Here is a 19,180-nt window from a genome sequence, read left to right as displayed (position 1 = left end):
CGCGACCATGCACCCGTCAGGAGAAAAGGAGAGGTCATCATGCAGGTCAGCGAAATCATGGCGACGAACGTAAAGCTCGTCTCGCCCGACACCTCGGTCAAGGAGGCGGCCCGGCAGATGCGCAATGCGGACACCGGGGCGCTGCCGGTCGGCGAGGATGACCGCCTCGTCGGCATGGTCACCGACAGGGACATCGCCATCCGCGCCGTCGCGGCAGGCCAGTTCGACGCATCGGTCCGGGACGTTCTCTCCGAGGACGTGTGCTATTGTTTCGAGGACGACGAAACCGAGCGCGCAGCGCAAATCATGGGCGAAAACCAGGTCCGCCGCCTCCCGGTCATGAACCGCGACAAGCGGCTGGTCGGGATCGTCTCGCTCGGCGACATCAGTCGCAGTGCCGGCGACAGCGCGGGGGTCGCCCTGTCGGACATCTCCAGGCAGAACGAGGCTCCGCGCGACATGTGACCCGGGCAGCGGCGCGATGCCGGGAACGCCGCGGCCAGCCTTCCGTTCGTAAACCCGAGGGGGGCAGCGGAGAGGCGCTATGCCCACCTTCATGCACGGCCATTCGGCGGATCGAAATCCGGCGGACGGGATCGAGCCCGACCGATGAGCGCGCTCGCCTGGCTCGGATGGAGCGCCGTCCTGCTCGTCGGAGTGCCGCACGGGGCATCGGATGGTGCGATGGCCAGCGAGACCTGGGGCAGGCTCTGGGGCCTTGCCGGCAAGGTCCTGTTCGTCGCGGCCTATCTTGCCCTTGCGTTCGTCGCATACGCGGCCTGGATCATCTTCCCGGCTGTGACGCTCGCCGCGCTTCTTGTCATGGCCATGTTCCATTTCGGCGAAGCGGAGCACGGCTGGCGACGCCCCTTGCGAGGCTCCTTTCCGATTGTCCTGCCGGCCCTGTTGTGGAGCGCGCAGCTGGAAGCGCTGCTGGTTCCGCTGATCGGCGGGATGGCTGCCGCCGCGGTCGAGGCGGCCGGTCTTGCCGCATACGCCGTCCTGCCGCTGGGCGCATACATGGCCATGCGGCATCGGGCGTGGCGCGCGGAAATCGCGGTCAACGCGCTTTTCCCCCCGCCCTTCGGCTTCGCGATCTATTTCACCCTGCTTCACAGCCTGCGCGAACTGCGGCGCCAGGCACGGCAGCGCGACACCTCGCTGGCGCGGCATCTGGCCGCCTTTTCTCCCTTCGCTCTCGCCGCGATCGTCTTGCTCTATGTGCTGGCCCTGGAGGGTGATTATCCATGGTCGATGCTGCTTCTCGGCCTTTTGTGCCTGGCCGTTCCGCACATCGCCATGCCTCATGTCACGCGGCTGGTGACCCCGGTCCGGGTGGACCGCCAGAAGGTGCACCGCTCCTGAAGGCCCGCCGATGGCAGAGGCAACGGCTTCACCGATCGAGACCCTTTCCGGCATCGCGCGAACTTGTGTTGACCAGTCGCGAGTTATCGTGGCAATGGGCGGGCGCATTTCGCGGGGCGGTGTAAACGCAAGCGTTAACTGCCAGGGGCGGGCCAGGAAATCTCCAGCCTTTCGAGCGCGATGCGGGTGTAGCTCAATGGTAGAGCAGAAGCTTCCCAAGCTTAAGACGAGGGTTCGATTCCCTTCACCCGCTCCACCTCTGGAGTAAGTGGTCGCATCACCACCGCCCGCAGCGATCTGCAGCGTCCTTCGCCGATCTGCCCGAACGGGGCTACGCGGCCGGCTCCAGCTTGACCTGGGTGATCTTGAAACCCTCGGTCTGTTCCACGGTCAGGCGATAGCCCGGAATCTCGATGCTTTCCCCCTGCTCGGGCACGATGCCGCGCTTGGCGAGAACCAGTCCGGCGATGGTCACGACGTCGCCTTCGGTCAGGTCGATGTCGTAATCCTCGGCCAGTTCCGCCAGCGTCACCTCGCCGTCCAGCAGGAACCCGCCTTCGGGCAGTCGGCGCACCCAATCGCCGTCTTCGGACGGTTCGTCGTCGATCAGGTCTTCGACGATGTCGTCGAGCGTGACGAAGCCAAGCGTGCCGCCATGTTCGTCCACGACCAGCGCGGCGTGGATGCGCTGCTTCTTGAACAGGGCCAGCAGTTCGGTGGCCGAAGTGGTGGCCGCCACGCGCGGCAGCGGGCGGGTCATGTCCGACAGCGGTTGGCTGCCGCCCAGGGTGCGCGCGCGGATGAAGTCCTTTACGTGGAGCACTCCGCCGATGTCGTCGAGCGAGCTCGCGTAGACGGGATAGCGGGTCTGCTGCGACGAGGCGAACAGCCGCGCCAGGTCTTCGTGCGGCGTGTCCAACGCAATCGCCTTCATCCGCGAGCGCGAGGTCATCAGCTCTTCCGCCGTGCGGTCCTCCATCTCGAAGATATTCTCGATCAGGATGCGCTGGCCTTCGTCGAACTGGCCGCTGGCGGCGACCTCCTCGGTCGCGATCTCCAGCTCCTTGCTGGAGTAGAGCGACGCGGCCTTGCCCGGATCGGGGATGCCCAGCATCCGCATCAGGCCGAAGGCGATCTGGTTCAGCACGAACACCATGGGCCTGAACAGGACCCCGAAAAACCGCATGATCGGATTGACCGACAGGCTGACCTGTTCGGAAAGCTGCAGGGCGAGCGCCTTGGGGATCATCTCCCCCAACACGACGTGCAGATAGGTGATGCAGCCCAGCGCGACGATGAAGCCGAATACGTGCGACTGGTCGTAGGTCATGCCCCAGCTTTCGAAAGCGGGGTAAAGCCAGGCCGCAACGGCCGGTTCGCCATACATGCCCAGCCCGATGCTGGCGAGCGTGATGCCGAGCTGGGCAATGGCGATGTAGCTGTCCTTGCCGCCCTTGCGATCGAACACCCGGACCAGCCACGCTGCCGACCTGTTGCCGCCCTTGGCGATGATCTCCAACCGGCTGCGGCGCGATCCGACGAGCGCGAATTCGGCCGCGACGAACACGCCGTTGATCGCGACCAGCACGGCGATGACGATGATGGGGAGCAGGTATTCGGTCATGCCTCGTCCCCCTGTTCGGCATCTTCGCGCACCAGCACGCGCTGGACGGCATAGCCCGCCATCGCCTCGACCTCGAGATCGTAGGGCGTGCCGGGCAGGTCGACCTTGTCGCCGACCGCCGGAAGCCGCCCCAGTTCATGCCACACCAGCCCGCCGATCGTGTCGGCCCGGTCATCGGGCAGGTCGATATCGTAACGGTCGGCCAATGCGGCGAGGTTCATGTCGCCGCGCACGCTGCGGCCGTCGGGGCGGGCGATCACCGGGTCTTCTTCCTGATCGAATTCGTCCTGGATCTCTCCGAACACTTCCTCGAGCGCGTCTTCCAGCGTGACCATGCCCGAAACCGATCCGTATTCGTTGATCACGATGGCGGTGCGCTGGCCGTTCTTGCGCAGGATCTGCCAGAGCTGCGGCACCGGCATCATCTCGGCTACCACCAGCGGCGGACGCGCCACCGTCTCGACCAGGGCATCCGGATCGCGCTCGAACGCGGCGAACAGGGTGCGGATGTGGACGATGCCGATGATTTCCTCGGTGCTGGGGCCGGTCACCGGGAAGCGGGAATAGGGTTTCTTGGCGATCCGCGCCAGGGCATCGCCGACCGTCTCGCCCGCGGCGATGGTGGTCAGCCGGGTGCGCGGGGTGAGGATTTCGCGGACGGTGCGCGAGCGCAGCCCCAACGCGCCGGCCAGCATGTTGCGCTCGTCCGCGTCGATCAGGCCGCCGGCTGCGCTTTCGCGGTAAAGGCCTTCCAGCTCGTCCGGCGAATGCACGTGGGTGTGGCCGTGTTCGGTGTTGAGGCGGAACAGCCGCATCAACGCAAAGGCCGTGCCGTTGAACACGAAAATCAGCGGCTTGAAGATCAGCAGGCTGACCTTCATCGGCCATAGCGTCGCCATTGCGAGGGTTTCGGGATAGCGCAGGGCGACCGTCTTGGGCAGCAATTCGCCCAGCACTACCTGCAGCACCGTCACCGCCAGCAGGACGACGACAACGGCAGCGACCGCCCCGCCGATCGGCCCCAGCAGGGGCGTGAGCAGCGGCGTGAGCTGCGCCTGCCCGTAAGCGCCCGCGATCAGGCTGCTGAGCGTGATGCCGACCTGGCAGCCCGCGACGTAATTGTCGATCCGCTTGGGATCCTGCAGGATGGCGAGCAGGCCCGATGCCGCGCGATTGCCGTTTTCGGCCAGTTCCTGGACCCGCGACTTGCGCGAACCCACCGTTGCGAATTCGGCAGCGACATAGAGCGCATTGGCCACCACCATCATGGCAATGACGGCAAGCGGCAGCAGGAAACTACTGATAGTCATGAACGTCCATTCGCCTTCCTAGCATGGCACCGGGTCATTCCCCGTCGACGACACTGATCGGTTTGCCCAGGATCGCCTCGACATAGACCCGCCGCACCATGATGAAGCTCACGATCGTAAGGGGGGCCGCAAGCAGCACGCCCAGGAAACCGAACAGCAAGCCGAATGCCAGCACCGCGAACAGCAGCAAGGCGGGCGGAATATGCACCGCGTGTTTCTGGATCATGGGTTGCAGGAAATTGCCCTGCAATTGCTGGATGGCGAGGAACAGCAGCACCGTCCACAGCGCCGTCAGCGGCGAAACCGTGAACGCCAGCAGCACGGCCGGAACGCCGGCGATGATCGGCCCGACCATCGGGATGATGTCGAGCAATCCGGCAATGACGGCGAGCCCGCCCGCCGCCGGGACGCCCAGCAGCCACAGCCCGATCCACGTCAGCGCGGCGACGAGCAGCGACGAGACCGCCTGCCCCGTCATCCACCCGCGCAGACCCGTGCCCGTGTCGTCCAGCGCCTGCGCCGCAACCGCTTCGGCCCTCTCCGGGAAAAGCAGCAGGAACCCCCGGCGATAGACGGCGGGATTGGCGGCCATGAAAATCGCGCCGACCACCACCAGGACGAAATCGGCGATCCCGTTGCCGGCAGCCAGGGCAAAGCCGCCGGCCTGCGTGAACAGGCGGGACAGATCGTCGCTGCCCAGTTCGGCAAGCTCGCTCACCGCCGTGCCCATGCCGTAGCGTTCGAGAAAGCCCCGAACGCCTTCGACGGCGTCTGGGACGGTTTGCCTGATCGTGTCGAATTCGCCCGCCAACTGGGTGCCGAACAGGGCAAATGCGCCCGCGAACACGCCGAGAAAGAGGATCATGGCGATGGTCAGGCCGTAAGGGCGGGCAATGCCTGTCCAGCGGCATATCCCGCCGGTGATCGCATCGAACACCGCGCTCAGGACGATCGCGGCAAAGACCAGCAGGAAGAACCGGTTCAGCTCGATCAGCAGCCAGCCGCAGGCCACGATCGCCAGAACGATCAGGGTCGAGCGGGCCACCAGGGCGGCGCTCGACGGCGACGGGGCCGCTGCCTTCATGTCGGCCGTCGAAAGGGCGGCGCCTCGTTCATCCGTGTCAGTGTCCATGCCTGTCATTTTCCGGCTTTGCAGCGCTTTGGGCGATAACGCTCGCCCTTTCAACATTGCTCCGGGAGAGTCAGAAGTATTTGACGGGCAGAGGTGCGGGCAAGTCCGGCCTCGTGAACGCGGGCGCTCTCGAGGGGCTGGCGGTCTGCTGAGTGCAGAGAATTCTGCGGATGCCCGCCGAACGAGATTTGGTCGAAGAAAGGCCCCGAACCCCCGGCCCGTGCCTCCCGAAACGCAGCGGTCGCGCGTTCGAATTCCGTGGCGCATACCCCTTTTCCCGAGGGATCGCACGGCCGTGATATCGCAGGATCGCGTCCTTCGCCGGATCGCCCGCGCGGAAGATCAGCGTCTCGACCTCGGTTCCCGCGCCGATGTTCACCCGGTTCTCCTGCCGCGCCCAGACATCGGTCAGGATCAGCGAGCGCACCGTGATCCGCGCGCCGGGGCCGGGCGAGGGCGCTTCCTCGTAGACGACGAGGCTACCGCCGTCGATCTCGCTGCCGAGGAGGGTGAAGGCGACGGGCTCGCCGTCGTGCGTCACGGTGAAGCGTTCGGCGATGTAGCGCACGAAGGCGCGGCGACTGGGAATGTCGCCGACGATGTCGGGCGCCGCGACGCCGCGCCGTTTCAGGGCGTGTTCGGCATCGTGCAGCGGCACGCGGTGGACGACCTCTAGCATCCCGGTGCGATCGTTGTGCGACAGGATCGAGATCGCCAGCTTCTGCTGGTGCGCCGAAGCGGGGAAAGCCACGGCCAGCGCGGCCAGCAGGGCGAGGAGCCAGCGCATCAGTCCGATCCCTGCACTTCCGCCATCAGGTCGCGCCCGGTGCGCGAGGTGGGCGCGGGCGACTTGAACGCCTCGACCCGGCTTTCGATGATCCGGCGCGGATAGTGGTTGTTCTCGATGTCGGCGTCGGCGGTTTCCCAGTCCGGGTCGACGACGACGCTGGCGAGACGCTTGTCCCTGGGAAAGACGAGCAGCTTGCTCACCTCCTTCGGATTGCGGCGCCAGATCTCGGCCGGGATCGTCATCCGCTCCTCGCTGCCGTCCTCGAAGGTCAGGCCGAGGATGATCGGCATGACGAGGCCGCCCTTGTTCGAGAAGCTGAGCACGTAATAGTTCGCGTCCTCCCTGACCGCGCGATCCAGGGTCTGCCGCTCCCACGGCTCGAGCTCCTCGAGGAAGCTCTCGTAGCTTTCGCGGTCCCTGGGCGTCACGGTGAACTGGTCGTTCTCGTCGTAGAAATCGGTCACGCCGGGATTTTCGAGCACCCAGATCGGCAGGCCCTGTTCCTTGTTGAGGCGCACGCCGATCTTTTCCGGTTCGCGCGCGAGTTCGGCCCGGCGGCGCGACAGGTCGATGTCGGGATTTTCGGTGTCGAGCCGCAGCCGGTGGATCGAGTCGAGCGAAATGTCGACGTGGTCGGTGGTGTAGAACCAGCCGCGCCAGAACCAGTCGAGATCGGTGCCCGAGGCCTCCTCGATCGTGCGGAAGAAATCGGCCGGGGTCGGCCGCTTGAATTTCCAGCGGCGGGCATATTCCTTGAGCGCGAAATCGAACCGCTCGCGCCCGATCACCGTGTCGCGCAGGATGTGATAGGCCGCCGACGGCTTGCCATAGGCGTTGGGGCCGAGATTCAGCACGCTGTCCGACTGGGTCATGATCGGGACCTGGTTGGTCGAGGTCATGTAGGGGATGAGATCGCGCGGCAGGCTGCGGGTCCACGGCAGGTCCGGGTCCCATTCATAGCCCGCGACGCTGTCGAGGAAGGAATTGATCCCCTCGTCCATCCAGGTCCATTGCCGCTCGTCCGAATTGACCGTCATCGGGAAATAGATGTGCCCGATCTCGTGGATGACGACGCCGATCAGATAGACCTTCTCCGAAAGCGAATAGGTCCGGGTCCCGTCCTCGTTGAGGGTCGAGCGGGGTCCGTTGAAGGTGATCATGGGATATTCCATCCCGCCGACAGGCCCGTTGACGCTCTGCGCTGTGGGATAGGGATAGTCGAAGCTGAAGCGCGAATATACCTTCATCGTGTGGATGACGGCGGCGGTCGAATACTTGCGCCACAAATCGCCGCCTTCCTTGGGCCAGAAGCTCATGGCCATGACGAGCTCGTTTTCGGCCCCCGGCTGGCGGTGGCCCTGCGCGTCCCAGATGAACTTGCGGCTCGACCCCCAGGCGAAATCGCGCACGTTCCGGGCGGTGAAACGCCAGGTCTTGGTCCCGCCTGGCCCGGTGCGTTCGTTCGCGGCGGCTTCCTCGGGCGTCACGATGAACACCGGCGCTTCGGCGGTGCGCGCGGTTTCGAGCCGCTGGCGCTGGGTGGCGGTCAGGACCTCGGCGGGATTGGCGAGCACGCCGGTCGCCGAGACGATGTGGTCGTCCGGCACGGTCATGGTGACGTCGTAATCGCCGAATTCGAGCGTGAACTCGCCGCGCCCGAGGAATTCCTTGTTGTGCCAGCCTTCGTAGTCCGAATAGGCGACGAGACGCGGGAACCACTGGGCGAAAAGGAAGATGTCGTTTCCGCCCTTCCGCGGGTCATCGGGGAAATGCTCGTAGCCCGAGCGCGCGAAGATCGTGTTCTCCTCGACGATGTTGAACGCCCATTCGAGCCCGAATTCGACTTCGGCCCCGGGGGCGAGCGGGGTCGGCAGGTCGATCCGCATCAGCGTGCCGACGATCGTGTGCGAAAGCGGCGTGCCGTCGGGAAGGGTCACGCTCCTGATGTCGTAGCCGTATTGGTTGTCGGCCATGGCCTGCTGGCGGCGCAGTTCCTCCAGGCTGAGCCGCGCGGGTTCCCCGCCGTTTGCAGCGTCGATCTGGGGCCCGCGCCGGCCCGGCCCGCCGAAGGTCGTGGTCATCTCCGCCATGCTGTCCGTGCGGAAGATGTTCTGGTCGAGCTGCATCCAGATCCACGGCAGCGTGTCGGGAGAGTTGTTGACGTAGCGCACCGTGCCTTCCGCCTCGAGCCGGCGCCTGTCCTCGTCGAGTTCGGCGCGGATCACGTAGTCGGCCTGCTGCTGCCAGTACTGGTGGCCCGGCGCGCCGCTGGCGTTGCGGTACACATTGGGGTCGGGGAGAACTTCGTCCAATTGGCGAAACTTGTCCTCGAAATCGCCCTTGGTCTGCTGGATGCCCTGAGCGGCGGCGGGAATGGCGAAAAGGAAGGCAAGGATAAGGGCGATCAGGCGCAAGGGTCTGGTCCTTCGTTCGGTTCTGGTCCGGTGGCGGCGCGGGTGTCCCGACCGGGAATCGTCCGCTTGCCGCATGAGACACTCGCCGCGACCCTCGCGGCCCGGGCGCAAATGTCAATCGCTTGTCACGCGTCATCCCGGGCGGTCCCCGAAAAAACAGGCGCCCGGCAGGCCCTTTGGGAAGGACCGCCGGGCGCACCGCGCTCGCCCTTGGGAGAGGTCTAGGCGGCAGCGCGGAAAATGGCCTCGATCTCCTGCTGGTTGGCGGGCCGGGGATTGGTGAAGCCGCAGGCATCGTTCATCGCGTTCGCCGCGAGCGTTTCGATGTCGGCGTCCTTCATGCCCAGTTCTGCAAGTCCTGCGGGGATTCCGATATCGGCCGAAAGCTGGCGGATCGCCGCGATCGCCGCCTCGGCGCCCTGGTGCTCGTCGAGGTTGCGGACGTCGACCCCCATCGCTTCCGCCACGTCGCGCAGCCGCCCGGCGGAGACCGCCGCGTTGAAGGTTTCGACATGGGGCAGCAGCACCGCGTTGCATACGCCGTGCGGGAGGTCGTAGAACCCGCCGAGCTGGTGCGCCATCGCGTGGACATAGCCCAGCGACGCGTTGTTGAACGCCATTCCCGCAAGGAACTGGGCATAGGCCATCGCCTCGCGCGCGGCGAGATTGGTCCCGTCGGCCACCGCGTCGCGCAGGTTCTCGGAGATGAGCGAGACCGCCTTCAGCGCGCAGCCGTCGGTGATCGGCGTCGCCGCGGTCGAGACATAGGCCTCCACCGCGTGGGTCAGCGCGTCCATGCCGGTCGCGGCGGTGAGCGCGGCGGGCTTGCCCACCATCATCGCCGGGTCGTTGACCGACAGGAAGGGCGTCACGTGCTTGTCGACGATAGCCATCTTCACGTGCCGCTCGACATCGGTGATGATGCAGAAGCGGGTCATTTCCGCCGCCGTCCCGGCGGTGGTGTTGATCGCCATCAGCGGCACCTGCGGCAGCGGCGACTGGTCGATGCCTTCGTAGTCGGCGATCTTGCCGCCATTGGCCGCGACGAGGGCGATGCCCTTGGCGCAGTCGTGGCTCGATCCGCCGCCGAGCGAAACCACGAGGTCGCAGTCATGATCGCGCAGGAGGGCGAGCCCGTCCTCGACATTGCCAACGGTCGGATTGGGCTGCGCCCCGTCGAAGATCGCGGCGCGGATGCCCGCTTCCTCGAGCACTTTCGCAACGTCATCGGCCACGCCGAGGCGGGCAAGGCCTTCGTCGGTGACGATCAGCGCCGCCTTGAAGCCGCGCCCGGTGAGGGTCGCTGCGGCATCGGCGAGCGCGTTCTCGCCCATGATGTTCATGCTCGGCATAATGAAACTGGTAGACATGGTAATCCTCCTCCCGTTCGGGATCTTGTCATGGGAGGCCCCGGCCGCGACGCGCCCGGGGCCGTGTTCTTCCTCAGAAGAACCCGAGCTTCTTCGGCTCGTAGGAAACCAGCATGTTCTTGGTCTGCTGGTAGTGGTCGAGCATCATGCGGTGCGTTTCGCGCCCGATGCCCGATTGCTTGTACCCGCCGAACGCGGCGTGGGCCGGGTAGGCGTGGTAGCAGTTCGTCCACACGCGGCCCGCCTCGATGTTGCGGCCCATGCGGTAGCAGCGGTTGACATCGCGGCTCCACACGCCCGCACCGAGGCCGAACAGCGTGTCGTTGGCAATGGAAAGCGCGTCCTCCTCGTCGCGGAAGGTCGTGACCGAGACGACGGGACCGAAGATTTCCTCCTGGAAGACCCGCATCTTGTTGTGGCCCTTGAGCACGGTCGGCTGGACGTAGAAGCCGCCCTCGCATTCGCCCGAAAGCCGCGCGACGCCGCCTCCCGCGAGCACTTCGGCGCCTTCCGCGCGGCCGATGTCGAGATAGGACAGGATCTTCGCCTGCTGTTCGGCCGAGGCCTGCGCGCCGACCATCGTTTCGGGGTCGAGCGGATTGTCCTGCTTGAGCGCCGCGACGCGGGCGAGGACGCGCTCCATGAAGCGGTCGTAGATGTTCTCCTGCACCAGCGCGCGCGAGGGGCAGGTGCACACCTCGCCCTGGTTCAGCGCGAACATGACGAAGCCCTCGATCGCCTTGTCGAGATAGTCGTCGTCCTCGGCCATCACGTCGTCGAAGAACAGGTTGGGCGACTTGCCGCCAAGTTCGAGCGTGACCGGGATGAGGTTTTCGGAGGCGTATTGCATGATCATCCGGCCGGTCGAGGTCTCGCCGGTGAAGGCGATCTTGGCGATCCGCTTGGACGAGGCGAGCGGCTTGCCCGCTTCGAGGCCGAAACCGTTCACGACATTGACCACCCCGTCCGGCAGGAGGTCGCCGATCAGTTCCATCAGCGCCATGATCGAGGCCGGGGTCTGTTCGGCCGGTTTCAGCACCACGCAATTGCCCGCCGCGAGCGCCGGGGCGAGTTTCCACGTCGCCATCAGCAGCGGGAAGTTCCACGGGATGATCTGTCCGACGACGCCCAGCGGCTCGTGGAAGTGGTAGGCGATGGTGTTCGCGTCGATTTCGGAAATGCTGCCTTCCTGCGCGCGGATGCAGCCGGCGAAATAGCGGAAATGGTCGATCGCGAGCGGGAGGTCGGCGGCCATGGTCTCGCGGATCGGCTTGCCGTTGTCCCAGGTCTCGGCCTCGGCCAGCGCCGCGAGGTTTTCCTCCATCCGGTCCGCGATCCGGGTGAGGACCAGCGCGCGTTCGGCGACCGGCGTGCGGCCCCAGGCAGCGCGGGCGGCGTGGGCGGCATCGAGCGCGGCCTCGATGTCCTCGGCCTGCGAGCGCGCGACCGTGCCGATCACCCGGCCCGTGACGGGCGACACGTTCTCGAAGGTCGCGCCGCTTTTCGCCGGGACCCAGCGCCCGCCGATGAAATTGTCGTAATGCTCCTTGAGCGAGGGCCGCATCAGCGTGGCGGCATTGGTCTGCATGTCCATTCTGTCTCTCCTTCTCCCTTGCGCCCCGGACGGCCTTTCGCTCTGGCCGGGGGCGCCGTTGCAGTGGGAGAAGAATGACACGGGGCGCGGGCCGGGATAGCCCCCCGCAAGGCCGTGACAGCGCGAAGTGTCTCACCAACGAGACACTATGGCGGTAAAATTGCGGCGCGCGGGAAGAACCCGGGAACCCTTACGCGGCCAGCCCCGCGCGGGTCATCCGGCGGTAGAAGGTAGCCCGCCCGATGCCGAGCAGCCGGGCGGCCGCCGCGACATTGCCGTGCGACCGGGCCAGCGCCTGGCGCAGGACGCGGCGTTCGGCGGCGGCGATCGGATCCTCCTCGGGCGGGCCGAACAGGTCGGCGACGGGCACCGGGGCCTCGGCACTCACCTTGGCGAGCAGGGCGCGCCGCCGCGCGCTCCGGTTGGCCCCGACGACGAGATCGTCGCGATCGACCGCGACGAGGGCTCCCGGGCTGTCCGCGTCATCGAGGTGCACGATCCGGCAGTCGCGATAGGCCGCCCCGAACAGCAGCCGTTCCAGTTCCTGCGCCGCGTCCATCAGCACGTTCATGATCAGCGCCGCCGTGTCGCGATCATGGTCGTAGCGATTGGTCGACACGTCGAGCGCGGCGACGAGGTTCCCGACCGCATCGCAGATCGGCACGCCGTGGCAGCTCACCTGCACGTTGGCGGAGAGGAAATGCTGGTCGCGGTGGATGATGACCGGCTTTTCGTCGGCGATGCAGGTGCCGATCCCGTTGGTTCCCTCGGCCGCTTCGGACCAGCATTCGCCCGCGACCAGGCGCGCCCGGTCGAAATGGTCGCGGTCGCCCGAGGCCATGCGTTCTTCGAGGATCAGGCTTTCGGAATCGGTCAGCAGGATGCAGCGCCCGCTGCGGACCAGCGTGCGCGCGATCCGGTCGAGCACCGGGCCGGCGTGAAGCAGAAGTTCCTCGTGCGCCTCGCGGGCGAGCGCGAGGCGGCTCGCGTCGAGCCGGTCGGCGGCGGGGCCTTTCGCGGGGTCGAGACCGTGGTGGAGGGCGGAGCGGCACCAGGAGGCGGCGAGCGTCGAACGCCCCGCCGCCGCGTCCGAGGAGATTGCCTCGCGGACGAGTTGTGCGTGCTGGTCTTCCACTCCCGTGCTCCCTCTCCCCCCGGAGACATTGTTACCAGAGAGCCGGATTTTCCACAAGCAAGCGCCGGTTCAGCGTGCGAGCACCACGTCGCGCCCGATGTCGAGATCCCGTTCCACCGCATCGACGAGATAGGCCGCGACATCGGCCCGGCTGACCACGCCGTTGGACCAGTTCGCCGGGTCGCGCCGGACCCGCACCCGTCCCGAACGCGGGCCGCCGGTGAGGATGACGGGCCGCACGATGGTGAATTGCAGGGCGCTGTGGAGGATGATCTCCTCCTGCCGGTCCTTGTCGGCATAGACCCGCCCCAGCAGCGCCCGGTGGCCGAGTCGTTCGAGCGCGCTCATCGCGTTTCGGGACCGGCCTGCCCCGTATCCCGTGACCGCGACGAGGCGGCGGACCCCGGCTTCGCCCATCGCCTCGACGAGGATCCGGGTGGTGGTGGAGAACAGCGTCTCCTTCTCCCACAGCATCGACAGGCTCTCCGAAATGCCGAGCGCGTAGATCACCGCGCGCGTGCCCTTGAGCGCATGGAACACGTCCGCGCGGTCGGTCGCGTCGCCGGGAAAGGGCTCGACGAGTCGGGTTTTCTCGAGATTGTCGGCACTTCGGGCGAAGGCGCGCACCGGCAGTTCGCGCCGGACCGCCTCCTTGACCGCGAGCTTGCCGATGCCCGAGGTCGCCCCCATCACGAGGATCGGGGCGGTCACGGGCGAGTTCCCGGGGCGGCGGGGGAAGGGGTGCGGACCAGCGGAGGATCGATCATGCCGCCCCAACGTTCGAACCCGCGCGAAGTGCCGAAAATGTGGCGGGCGGGTCATTTGACACCGGCGGCTTCGATTGAGAGACTCGCGCGCGAGCGGAAATGCCCCCGCGCATGGGCGCGAAGCCAGCCGGTTCGGGCGCCGGAGAACACGAAACCCCCGGATAAGGAAAGGATTATAATGGCAACCGCAAAACCCGGCGATACCGTCGCGATCGATTATGTCGTCAAGACGAAGGAGGGCCGAGTCGTCGGCGGAACCGAAGGGCAGGGGCCGCAGACGCTCACGCTCGGCAATGACGAGATCTTCCCGCAGATCGAACAGGCGCTGACCCGGATGGAAGTCGGCGGCGAGGACACGGTGACGATCGACGCCGAACACGCCTTCGGCCCGCGCCGCGAGGAGCTGATCGTCGAGATCCCGCGCGCCAACCTGCCGCCCGACGCCGAGCCGCAGCCGGGCATGACCCTGTCGGCGCAGCAGAACGACGGGCAGCCGATCCAGCTCGTCATCACCGACGTCAAGGACGATACGGTCACCGCCGACGGCAACCACCCGCTCGCCGGCGAAGACCTGGTCTTCGGCCTGACGCTGGTCGAGATCAAGCAGGCGGCCTGACCCCGGCCTGACCCCGATCCGGGCCGGGCGCCGCGGCGTCCGGCCCGTATCGGCCTATTGCGAGATGACGATCGTCTCGCCGATGGCCTGCGCGGCGATGTCTTGCTCGTCGAAGGGCAGGCGCACCCATTTCTTCTGCGCGAACAGCCGCGTCTGGTCCGCGAAATGCGGCGAGGCGGGATCGGAGGACTGCGAATAGGTCAGGACCGCGTCCGCGACCGGCCCGTCCGCGTCGAAGCCGACGACCTGGATGTAGCTCGACCCGTGGATCGGCCTGATGCCGCCCGGCACCTTCACCGCCGCATCGAGCCATTGCATGTTGAGCACGCCCGCCGATTCCGTCCCGCCGTGGACCGGGATGACCTCCTCGCCGATCCGGACGGCCTGCACCGTGCCCCATTCGGCGTCGAGCGCGATGCCGTCCGCGTCGAGTTCCGCGACGGCTTCTTCGAGCGCTGCCATCAGCTTGTCGGCGACCGGCCCGCTATCGACCAGCTCGCGCGGGGTGCCGAGCGGGTCGGCGGGATCGAACGGCACCTGCCACAGCGCCGCGCGCATCGACCACACGCGGTTCCACATCCGCGCGAAAAGGTAGGCCCCGCGGCTGTCGGTGTCGAACCGGCGGTCCCATCGCGCCAGCGCGTCGCACCCGCGTGCAAGTTCCTCGCGCCCGCGGCACAGCGCGATCACGGTGTCGAGGACATTGTCCGCGGTGAAGCTCCGGTTCGCCAGCAGCATGGCCTTCGCCCGTTCGCGGTCGACCTTGCCCGCAGCGATCATCGCCTCGGTCTCGAGCAGGTTCGAGCGCGTGCGCGGCGAGCGTTCGGTTTCGAAATCGCCCATGATCGCGGCGAGCTTCGGATGCGGGCTGCGCGGATTGCCGAGCCAGTAGCTGTCATTGCTGTTGGCGAGATAGTCGCGCCGGATCGTCGAGGCCTGCGCGGACGGCGGCAGCAGGCCGGGCGCGGCGGTTCCCTCCGCCACGTCCCAGGCGCAGTCGGAACGCGATCCGTCGAGAACCGTCACCCGTGCCGCGACGAGCGCGGAAACCGGGGTCGCGCAGGCGGCGGCCTTTTCGTCCGACACGTTCGGCACCGCCGTGATGTCCGCATGAAGCGCGTTGCCCGCGCGGTCGGCGGCGATCGTATTGGCCCAGGGAATGCCCAGCGTCTCGCCGAGCACCGCCGCGATCTCGCCCACGTCCCTTGCCCTGCCGATCCCGATCCACGCATCGGCCATCCGCATGTTGGCGCGGTTGGCGTCGCTCAGGGCATAGGCGGTTGTCCGGCTCCACCCGAACGGGCTGCCCGGCAGCGCGACGATCGGACCGAAGCGCGAGAAATGGACCGTGCGGGTGACCGGGGCCTTGCCCTCGGGCATGGGGATCGAGATTTCGCGCCGTTCCATCGCTACCCTTTCCCCATCGAGGATGTAGGCGGTCGGGTCTTCGGGATCGAGCGTAAGGGCGTGGAGCGTGAAATGACGCGCGGCATCGACCGTGTGGGTCCAGGCGATGTCCCGGTTGAATCCGATCATCGGGTAGGGGTTGGCGGAAAGGGCAGCCCCCATCACGTCGAATTCGCCCGGGATCGTGGCGTGCATCTGCCAGAAGCGGCGCGGCCCGACCCACGGATAATGCGGGTTCCCGACGAGCAGCCCGCGCCCGTCCGTGGTGACGTTCCCGCCGAAGCCCCAGCCATTGCTCGCAAGGCTCGTTCGGGCCAGCGCAAGGACGGCCGCCTCTTCCACCGCCTCTCCGGAAACCTCCCGGTCCTGCGGCGCGGTTTCCGGGGGAACGGCAAGGATGCCCCTGCCGACGGCGAATTCGCCGGCCGAGCCGGCAAGCTTGCCGTAGGATCGCAGCATGTCGTCGAGCGTGATTTCGCGCAGCCACGGCTTGCCCCGGCATTCGGCGGGAAACTCGTCCGCCTGCGCGTCGCGCAGGTAGCGGTTGTAGCCCGCGACATAGCCTTCGGTGACGAGCCGGGCCCGCGGCGTGGCGTTGTCCCAGTTGGCGCGCAGCAGCGCAAGGTCGAACAGCGCGCGGTGGGCGATGTCGGATTCGAGATTGGTCCAGTCGGGCGTCGCCGGCCCAGTCCTGTTGTCAGGCCCGAAATGGAGCGAACGCTCCCCGGCGAGCGTGGCGAACTGCTCGGCCAGCAGGCACAGGTTGTCCTCGGCATAGGCATAGGCGATCCCGTAGCCGAGCCCGCGCCAGTCCTTCGCCACGATATGCGGGATGCCGTAGGCGGTGCGGGTTATCTCCGCTGCGTAGCGGGGCTCTGCCGCCGCCGAAGTTCCCGCCATCAACGCCGCGGCGATAGCCACGCACAGCCATGCCCGCATCGCATTCCCTTTGTTCGGCGAACCGGGCGAAGTTTTTATCCCGGGCCGGCACGCCGGGCAATAGGCCGGCCTGTGCGCCGCTATCGGCGGTTCAGGGCGCTATCCAGAGCCGCAGGACGTAGGCGACAACTCCCAGCACCGCGACGCTCGCCCCCCAGATCGCCGCCATCCAGCCGAGCCGCTCCCACAGCGGCTTTTCGTCGGCCTCGACGTCTTCCGGACGTTCGCCGCGGGCCATCAGTGATAGCCCTCATCCCCGACCTTGCCGCGGAACACCCAATAGGCCCAGGCGGTGTAGCCGATGATCAGCGGCATGGTGATGATCGTGCCGACCAGCATGAACAGCTGGCTCGAATAGGGCGCGGCCGCGTCCCAGATGGTCAGCGAAGGGGGCGCGACGTGAGGCCAGAGCGTCACGCCGATGCCGGCCATGCCGAGCAGGAACAGGGCGAGCGAGAGCCAGAAGGGCTTCGAATGGCAATCGGTCGAAAGCGCCCGCCACAGCATCACCGCCACCACAAGCGTCAGCAGCGGCACCGGCCAGACATAGTAGATTTCCGGCTCGGTCAGCCAGTGGTCGGCATATTCGGGATCAAGGAAGATGTTGGCGAGGCTCACCGCGCCCATCAGGCCGATGGTCAGCGCGGCGGCCCACTTGCCCATCCGGCGGGCGTGTTCCTGCGCCTCTCCGTCGAGCTTCCAGACCAGCCAGGTCGCCCCCAGCAGGGCATAGCCCGCAAGCGTGCCGAGCCCGGTCAGCACGGTGTAGGGCGTCAGCCAGTCGAACGGCCCGCCCGCGAAAGAGCGGCCTTCGATCTCGATGCCCTGGAGCAGCGCGCCGAGCGTCATGCCCTGGGCCATCGCGGCGACGATGCTGCCGCCGGTGAAGGCCGCGTCCCAATAGCGCCGGTGGCCCGGATCGCGCCAGCGATACTCGAACGCGACCCCGCGAAAGACGAGGCCGAGCAGCATGGCGATGATGAGCGGATAGGTCGCGGGCAGGATCACCGCATAGGCCAGGGGAAAGGCGGCGAACAGCCCGCCGCCGCCGAGCACCAGCCAGGTCTCGTTCCCGTCCCACACCGGCGCGATCGAATTCATCGCCCGGTCGCGCTCGCGCCCGGGTTCGAAGAACTTGAACAGCACCCCGATGCCCAGATCGAACCCGTCCATCACGACATAGGCGAACACGGCGAAGGCGATGATGAATGCCCAGACGACGGTGAGATCGACGCTGTAGGTCATTCCGCCGGCTCCGCCAGCGGGCCGACGCGGCCCTCCTGATTGGGGTTCTGGGCCGGGCCGGGCGTGATCCCAGCGGTCCGGATCGGACCCGTGTCGCCGCGCTTGACCCCGGTTTCGCCGGTATGGGGCGAGGTGCTCATGAGCTTGAGGATGTACCACACCCCCGCGCCGAAGACCGCGAAGTAGATGACGACGAAGGCGACCAGCGAAGTGCCCACCGCGCTTGCCGAAAGCGGGCTCGCCGCATCGGCGGTCCTCAGCGCGCCATAGACGACATAGGGCTGGCGGCCGACCTCGGTGGTGATCCACCCGGCGAGAACGGCCGCGAGGCCCGAAGGCGACATCACCACCGCCGCGCGGTGCAGCCAGGGCCAGTCGTAGAGCTTGCCCCGCCAGCGCGCGACAAGGCTCCACAGCCCGACGCCCAGCATCAGGAAACCGATCCCGACCATGATCCGGAACGACCAGAACACCATCGCGGTCGGCGGCTGTTCGTCATCGGGGATCGTGTCGAGCCCGTCCATCGGCGCGTCGAGATCGTGCTTGAGGATCAGGCTCGAAAGCTTGGGGATGCCGATCGCGTAGTCGAGCCGCTGCTCCTCGTCATTGGGAATGCCGAACAGGTAGAGCGGCGCGCCATCGGGATAGGAGTTGTAATGCCCCTCCATCGCCATGACCTTCTGCGGCTGGTGTTCGAGCGTGTTGAGGCCGTGATAATCGCCCGCGACGATCTGGACCGGGACGACCAGCGCGGCCATCCACATCGCCATCGAGAACATCTTGCGCGCATGGAGGTTGGGCGCGACCGTGTTGTCCCGGCGGCGCTCGGCCCGCTCGCGCAGGAGGTGGAACGCGCCCACGCCGCCGACGATGAAGGCGGTCGTGAGATAGGCCGCGAGCACGGTGTGGACGAGGCGATAGGGGAAGGAGGGGTTGAAGATGATGTCGAACCAGCTTCCCGCGGGCAGCATCTGCCCGTTCGCGCCGATCTCGAATCCGGTCGGGGTCTGCATCCAGCTGTTGACCGAGAGGATCCAGAAGGCCGACAGGAAGGTCCCGGCCGCCACCATGCAGGTCGCGGCGAAGTGGAGCTTCTTGCCCACGCGGTTCATTCCGAACAGCATGACGCCGAGAAAGCCCGCTTCGAGGAAGAAGGCGGTCAGCACCTCATAGGCCATCAGCGGGCCGATGACGGGGCCGGCGATGTCGGAATAGACCGACCAGTTGGTGCCGAACTGGTAGCTCATCACGATGCCCGAGACGACGCCCATGGCGAAGCTGATCGCGAAGATCTTCAGCCAGAACTTGAAGAGGTCCAAGTAGAGCGCGCGGCCCGTCTTGAGCCACAGCCCCTCCAGCACGGCGAGATAGCTTGCCAGACCGATCGTGAATGCGGGGAAGAAGAAATGGAAGCTCACCGTGAAGGCGAACTGGATGCGGGCAAGCAGCAGGGCGTCGGCCTGTTCGAACAT

Annotated in this window: 16 protein-coding genes and 1 tRNA gene; 4 read left to right on the top strand and 13 right to left on the bottom strand. The window is 66.9% G+C overall.

Annotated elements, in window-relative coordinates:
- Positions 1-39: 39 nt before the first annotated feature.
- The 3 genes from BLU08_RS07905 (at position 40) to BLU08_RS07895 (ending at position 1,621) form a co-directional block, all read left to right on the top strand.
- The gene (locus BLU08_RS07905) at positions 40-465 is read left to right on the top strand and encodes a CBS domain-containing protein (RefSeq protein WP_090197845.1); all 426 of its coding nucleotides are present in this window, start codon (positions 40-42) and stop codon (positions 463-465) included.
- A 144-nt stretch (positions 466-609) separates the two neighbouring features.
- Positions 610-1,365: a Brp/Blh family beta-carotene 15,15'-dioxygenase gene (locus tag BLU08_RS07900; RefSeq protein WP_090197842.1), complete on the top strand. Its 756-nt coding sequence runs from the start codon at positions 610-612 to the stop codon at positions 1,363-1,365.
- A gap of 182 nt (positions 1,366-1,547) precedes the next feature.
- Positions 1,548-1,621 (top strand) — tRNA-Gly (locus tag BLU08_RS07895).
- A gap of 75 nt (positions 1,622-1,696) precedes the next feature.
- On the opposite strand, the gene BLU08_RS07890 is transcribed toward BLU08_RS07895, so the two are convergent.
- The 9 genes from BLU08_RS07890 to BLU08_RS07850 all read right to left on the bottom strand — a co-directional run bounded on the left by BLU08_RS07890 (position 1,697) and on the right by BLU08_RS07850 (position 13,445).
- The gene (locus BLU08_RS07890; RefSeq protein WP_090197839.1) at positions 1,697-2,989 is read right to left on the bottom strand and encodes a hemolysin family protein; all 1,293 of its coding nucleotides are present in this window, start codon (positions 2,987-2,989) and stop codon (positions 1,697-1,699) included.
- Complete coding sequence (locus BLU08_RS07885; RefSeq protein WP_090197835.1) at positions 2,986-4,299, bottom strand: hemolysin family protein; 1,314 nt, start codon at positions 4,297-4,299, stop codon at positions 2,986-2,988. Before BLU08_RS07885 ends, BLU08_RS07890 begins: the two co-directional genes overlap by 4 nt.
- 34 nt (positions 4,300-4,333) lie before the next feature.
- Positions 4,334-5,488, bottom strand: coding sequence for an AI-2E family transporter (locus tag BLU08_RS07880; RefSeq protein WP_233995902.1), 1,155 nt, complete (start codon positions 5,486-5,488; stop codon positions 4,334-4,336).
- A 13-nt stretch (positions 5,489-5,501) separates the two neighbouring features.
- Entirely contained in the window at positions 5,502-6,218 is a 717-nt protein-coding gene (locus BLU08_RS07875; RefSeq protein ID WP_090197825.1) for a DUF6702 family protein, read from the bottom strand.
- On the bottom strand, positions 6,218-8,635 hold the full coding sequence (locus tag BLU08_RS07870; RefSeq protein WP_090197820.1) for a M1 family metallopeptidase: 2,418 nt from the start codon (positions 8,633-8,635) through the stop codon (positions 6,218-6,220). The genes BLU08_RS07875 and BLU08_RS07870 overlap by 1 nt, the downstream gene beginning before the upstream one ends.
- Before the next feature lie 221 nt (positions 8,636-8,856).
- Positions 8,857-10,005 carry an L-threonine dehydrogenase gene (gene yiaY / locus BLU08_RS07865; RefSeq protein WP_090197816.1) on the bottom strand — a complete coding sequence of 383 codons (1,149 nt, stop codon included), beginning with the start codon at positions 10,003-10,005 and terminating at the stop codon, positions 8,857-8,859.
- 73 nt (positions 10,006-10,078) lie between these two features.
- A complete protein-coding gene (adh, locus tag BLU08_RS07860; RefSeq protein ID WP_090197812.1) occupies positions 10,079-11,599 on the bottom strand; it encodes an aldehyde dehydrogenase in 1,521 nt (506 codons plus the stop codon).
- Positions 11,600-11,789: 190 nt separating this feature from the next.
- Positions 11,790-12,734 (bottom strand): helix-turn-helix domain-containing protein, encoded by a 945-nt coding sequence (locus tag BLU08_RS07855; RefSeq protein ID WP_090197808.1) that lies wholly within the window; start codon positions 12,732-12,734, stop codon positions 11,790-11,792.
- A gap of 69 nt (positions 12,735-12,803) precedes the next feature.
- Positions 12,804-13,445, bottom strand: coding sequence for an NAD(P)-dependent oxidoreductase (locus BLU08_RS07850; protein WP_197676851.1), 642 nt, complete (start codon positions 13,443-13,445; stop codon positions 12,804-12,806).
- Positions 13,446-13,679: 234 nt separating this feature from the next.
- Here BLU08_RS07850 and BLU08_RS07845 point away from each other — a divergent pair, with 234 nt between their 5' ends.
- Positions 13,680-14,117, top strand: a complete 438-nt coding sequence (locus tag BLU08_RS07845) for a peptidylprolyl isomerase (protein WP_090197805.1) — start codon at positions 13,680-13,682, stop codon at positions 14,115-14,117.
- Positions 14,118-14,171: 54 nt separating this feature from the next.
- Here the strand turns inward: BLU08_RS07845 and BLU08_RS07840 are convergent, their stop codons facing one another.
- The 4 genes from BLU08_RS07840 to BLU08_RS07825 all read right to left on the bottom strand — a co-directional run bounded on the left by BLU08_RS07840 (position 14,172) and on the right by BLU08_RS07825 (position 19,180).
- The gene (locus BLU08_RS07840) at positions 14,172-16,445 is read right to left on the bottom strand and encodes a penicillin acylase family protein (protein WP_233995901.1); all 2,274 of its coding nucleotides are present in this window, start codon (positions 16,443-16,445) and stop codon (positions 14,172-14,174) included.
- A 109-nt stretch (positions 16,446-16,554) separates the two neighbouring features.
- Entirely contained in the window at positions 16,555-16,701 is a 147-nt protein-coding gene (locus BLU08_RS07835; protein WP_090197795.1) for a DUF2474 domain-containing protein, read from the bottom strand.
- Positions 16,701-17,708: a cytochrome d ubiquinol oxidase subunit II gene (gene cydB, locus BLU08_RS07830; RefSeq protein ID WP_090197792.1), complete on the bottom strand. Its 1,008-nt coding sequence runs from the start codon at positions 17,706-17,708 to the stop codon at positions 16,701-16,703. Before cydB ends, BLU08_RS07835 begins: the two co-directional genes overlap by 1 nt.
- Positions 17,705-19,180, bottom strand: coding sequence for a cytochrome ubiquinol oxidase subunit I (locus BLU08_RS07825; protein ID WP_090197790.1), 1,476 nt, complete (start codon positions 19,178-19,180; stop codon positions 17,705-17,707). Before BLU08_RS07825 ends, cydB begins: the two co-directional genes overlap by 4 nt.

Origin of the sequence: Erythrobacter sp. HL-111 (assembly GCF_900105095.1) — a bacterium.
GTDB lineage: Bacteria > Pseudomonadota > Alphaproteobacteria > Sphingomonadales > Sphingomonadaceae > Erythrobacter.
This window is presented reverse-complemented; position numbering and strand designations above follow the sequence as displayed.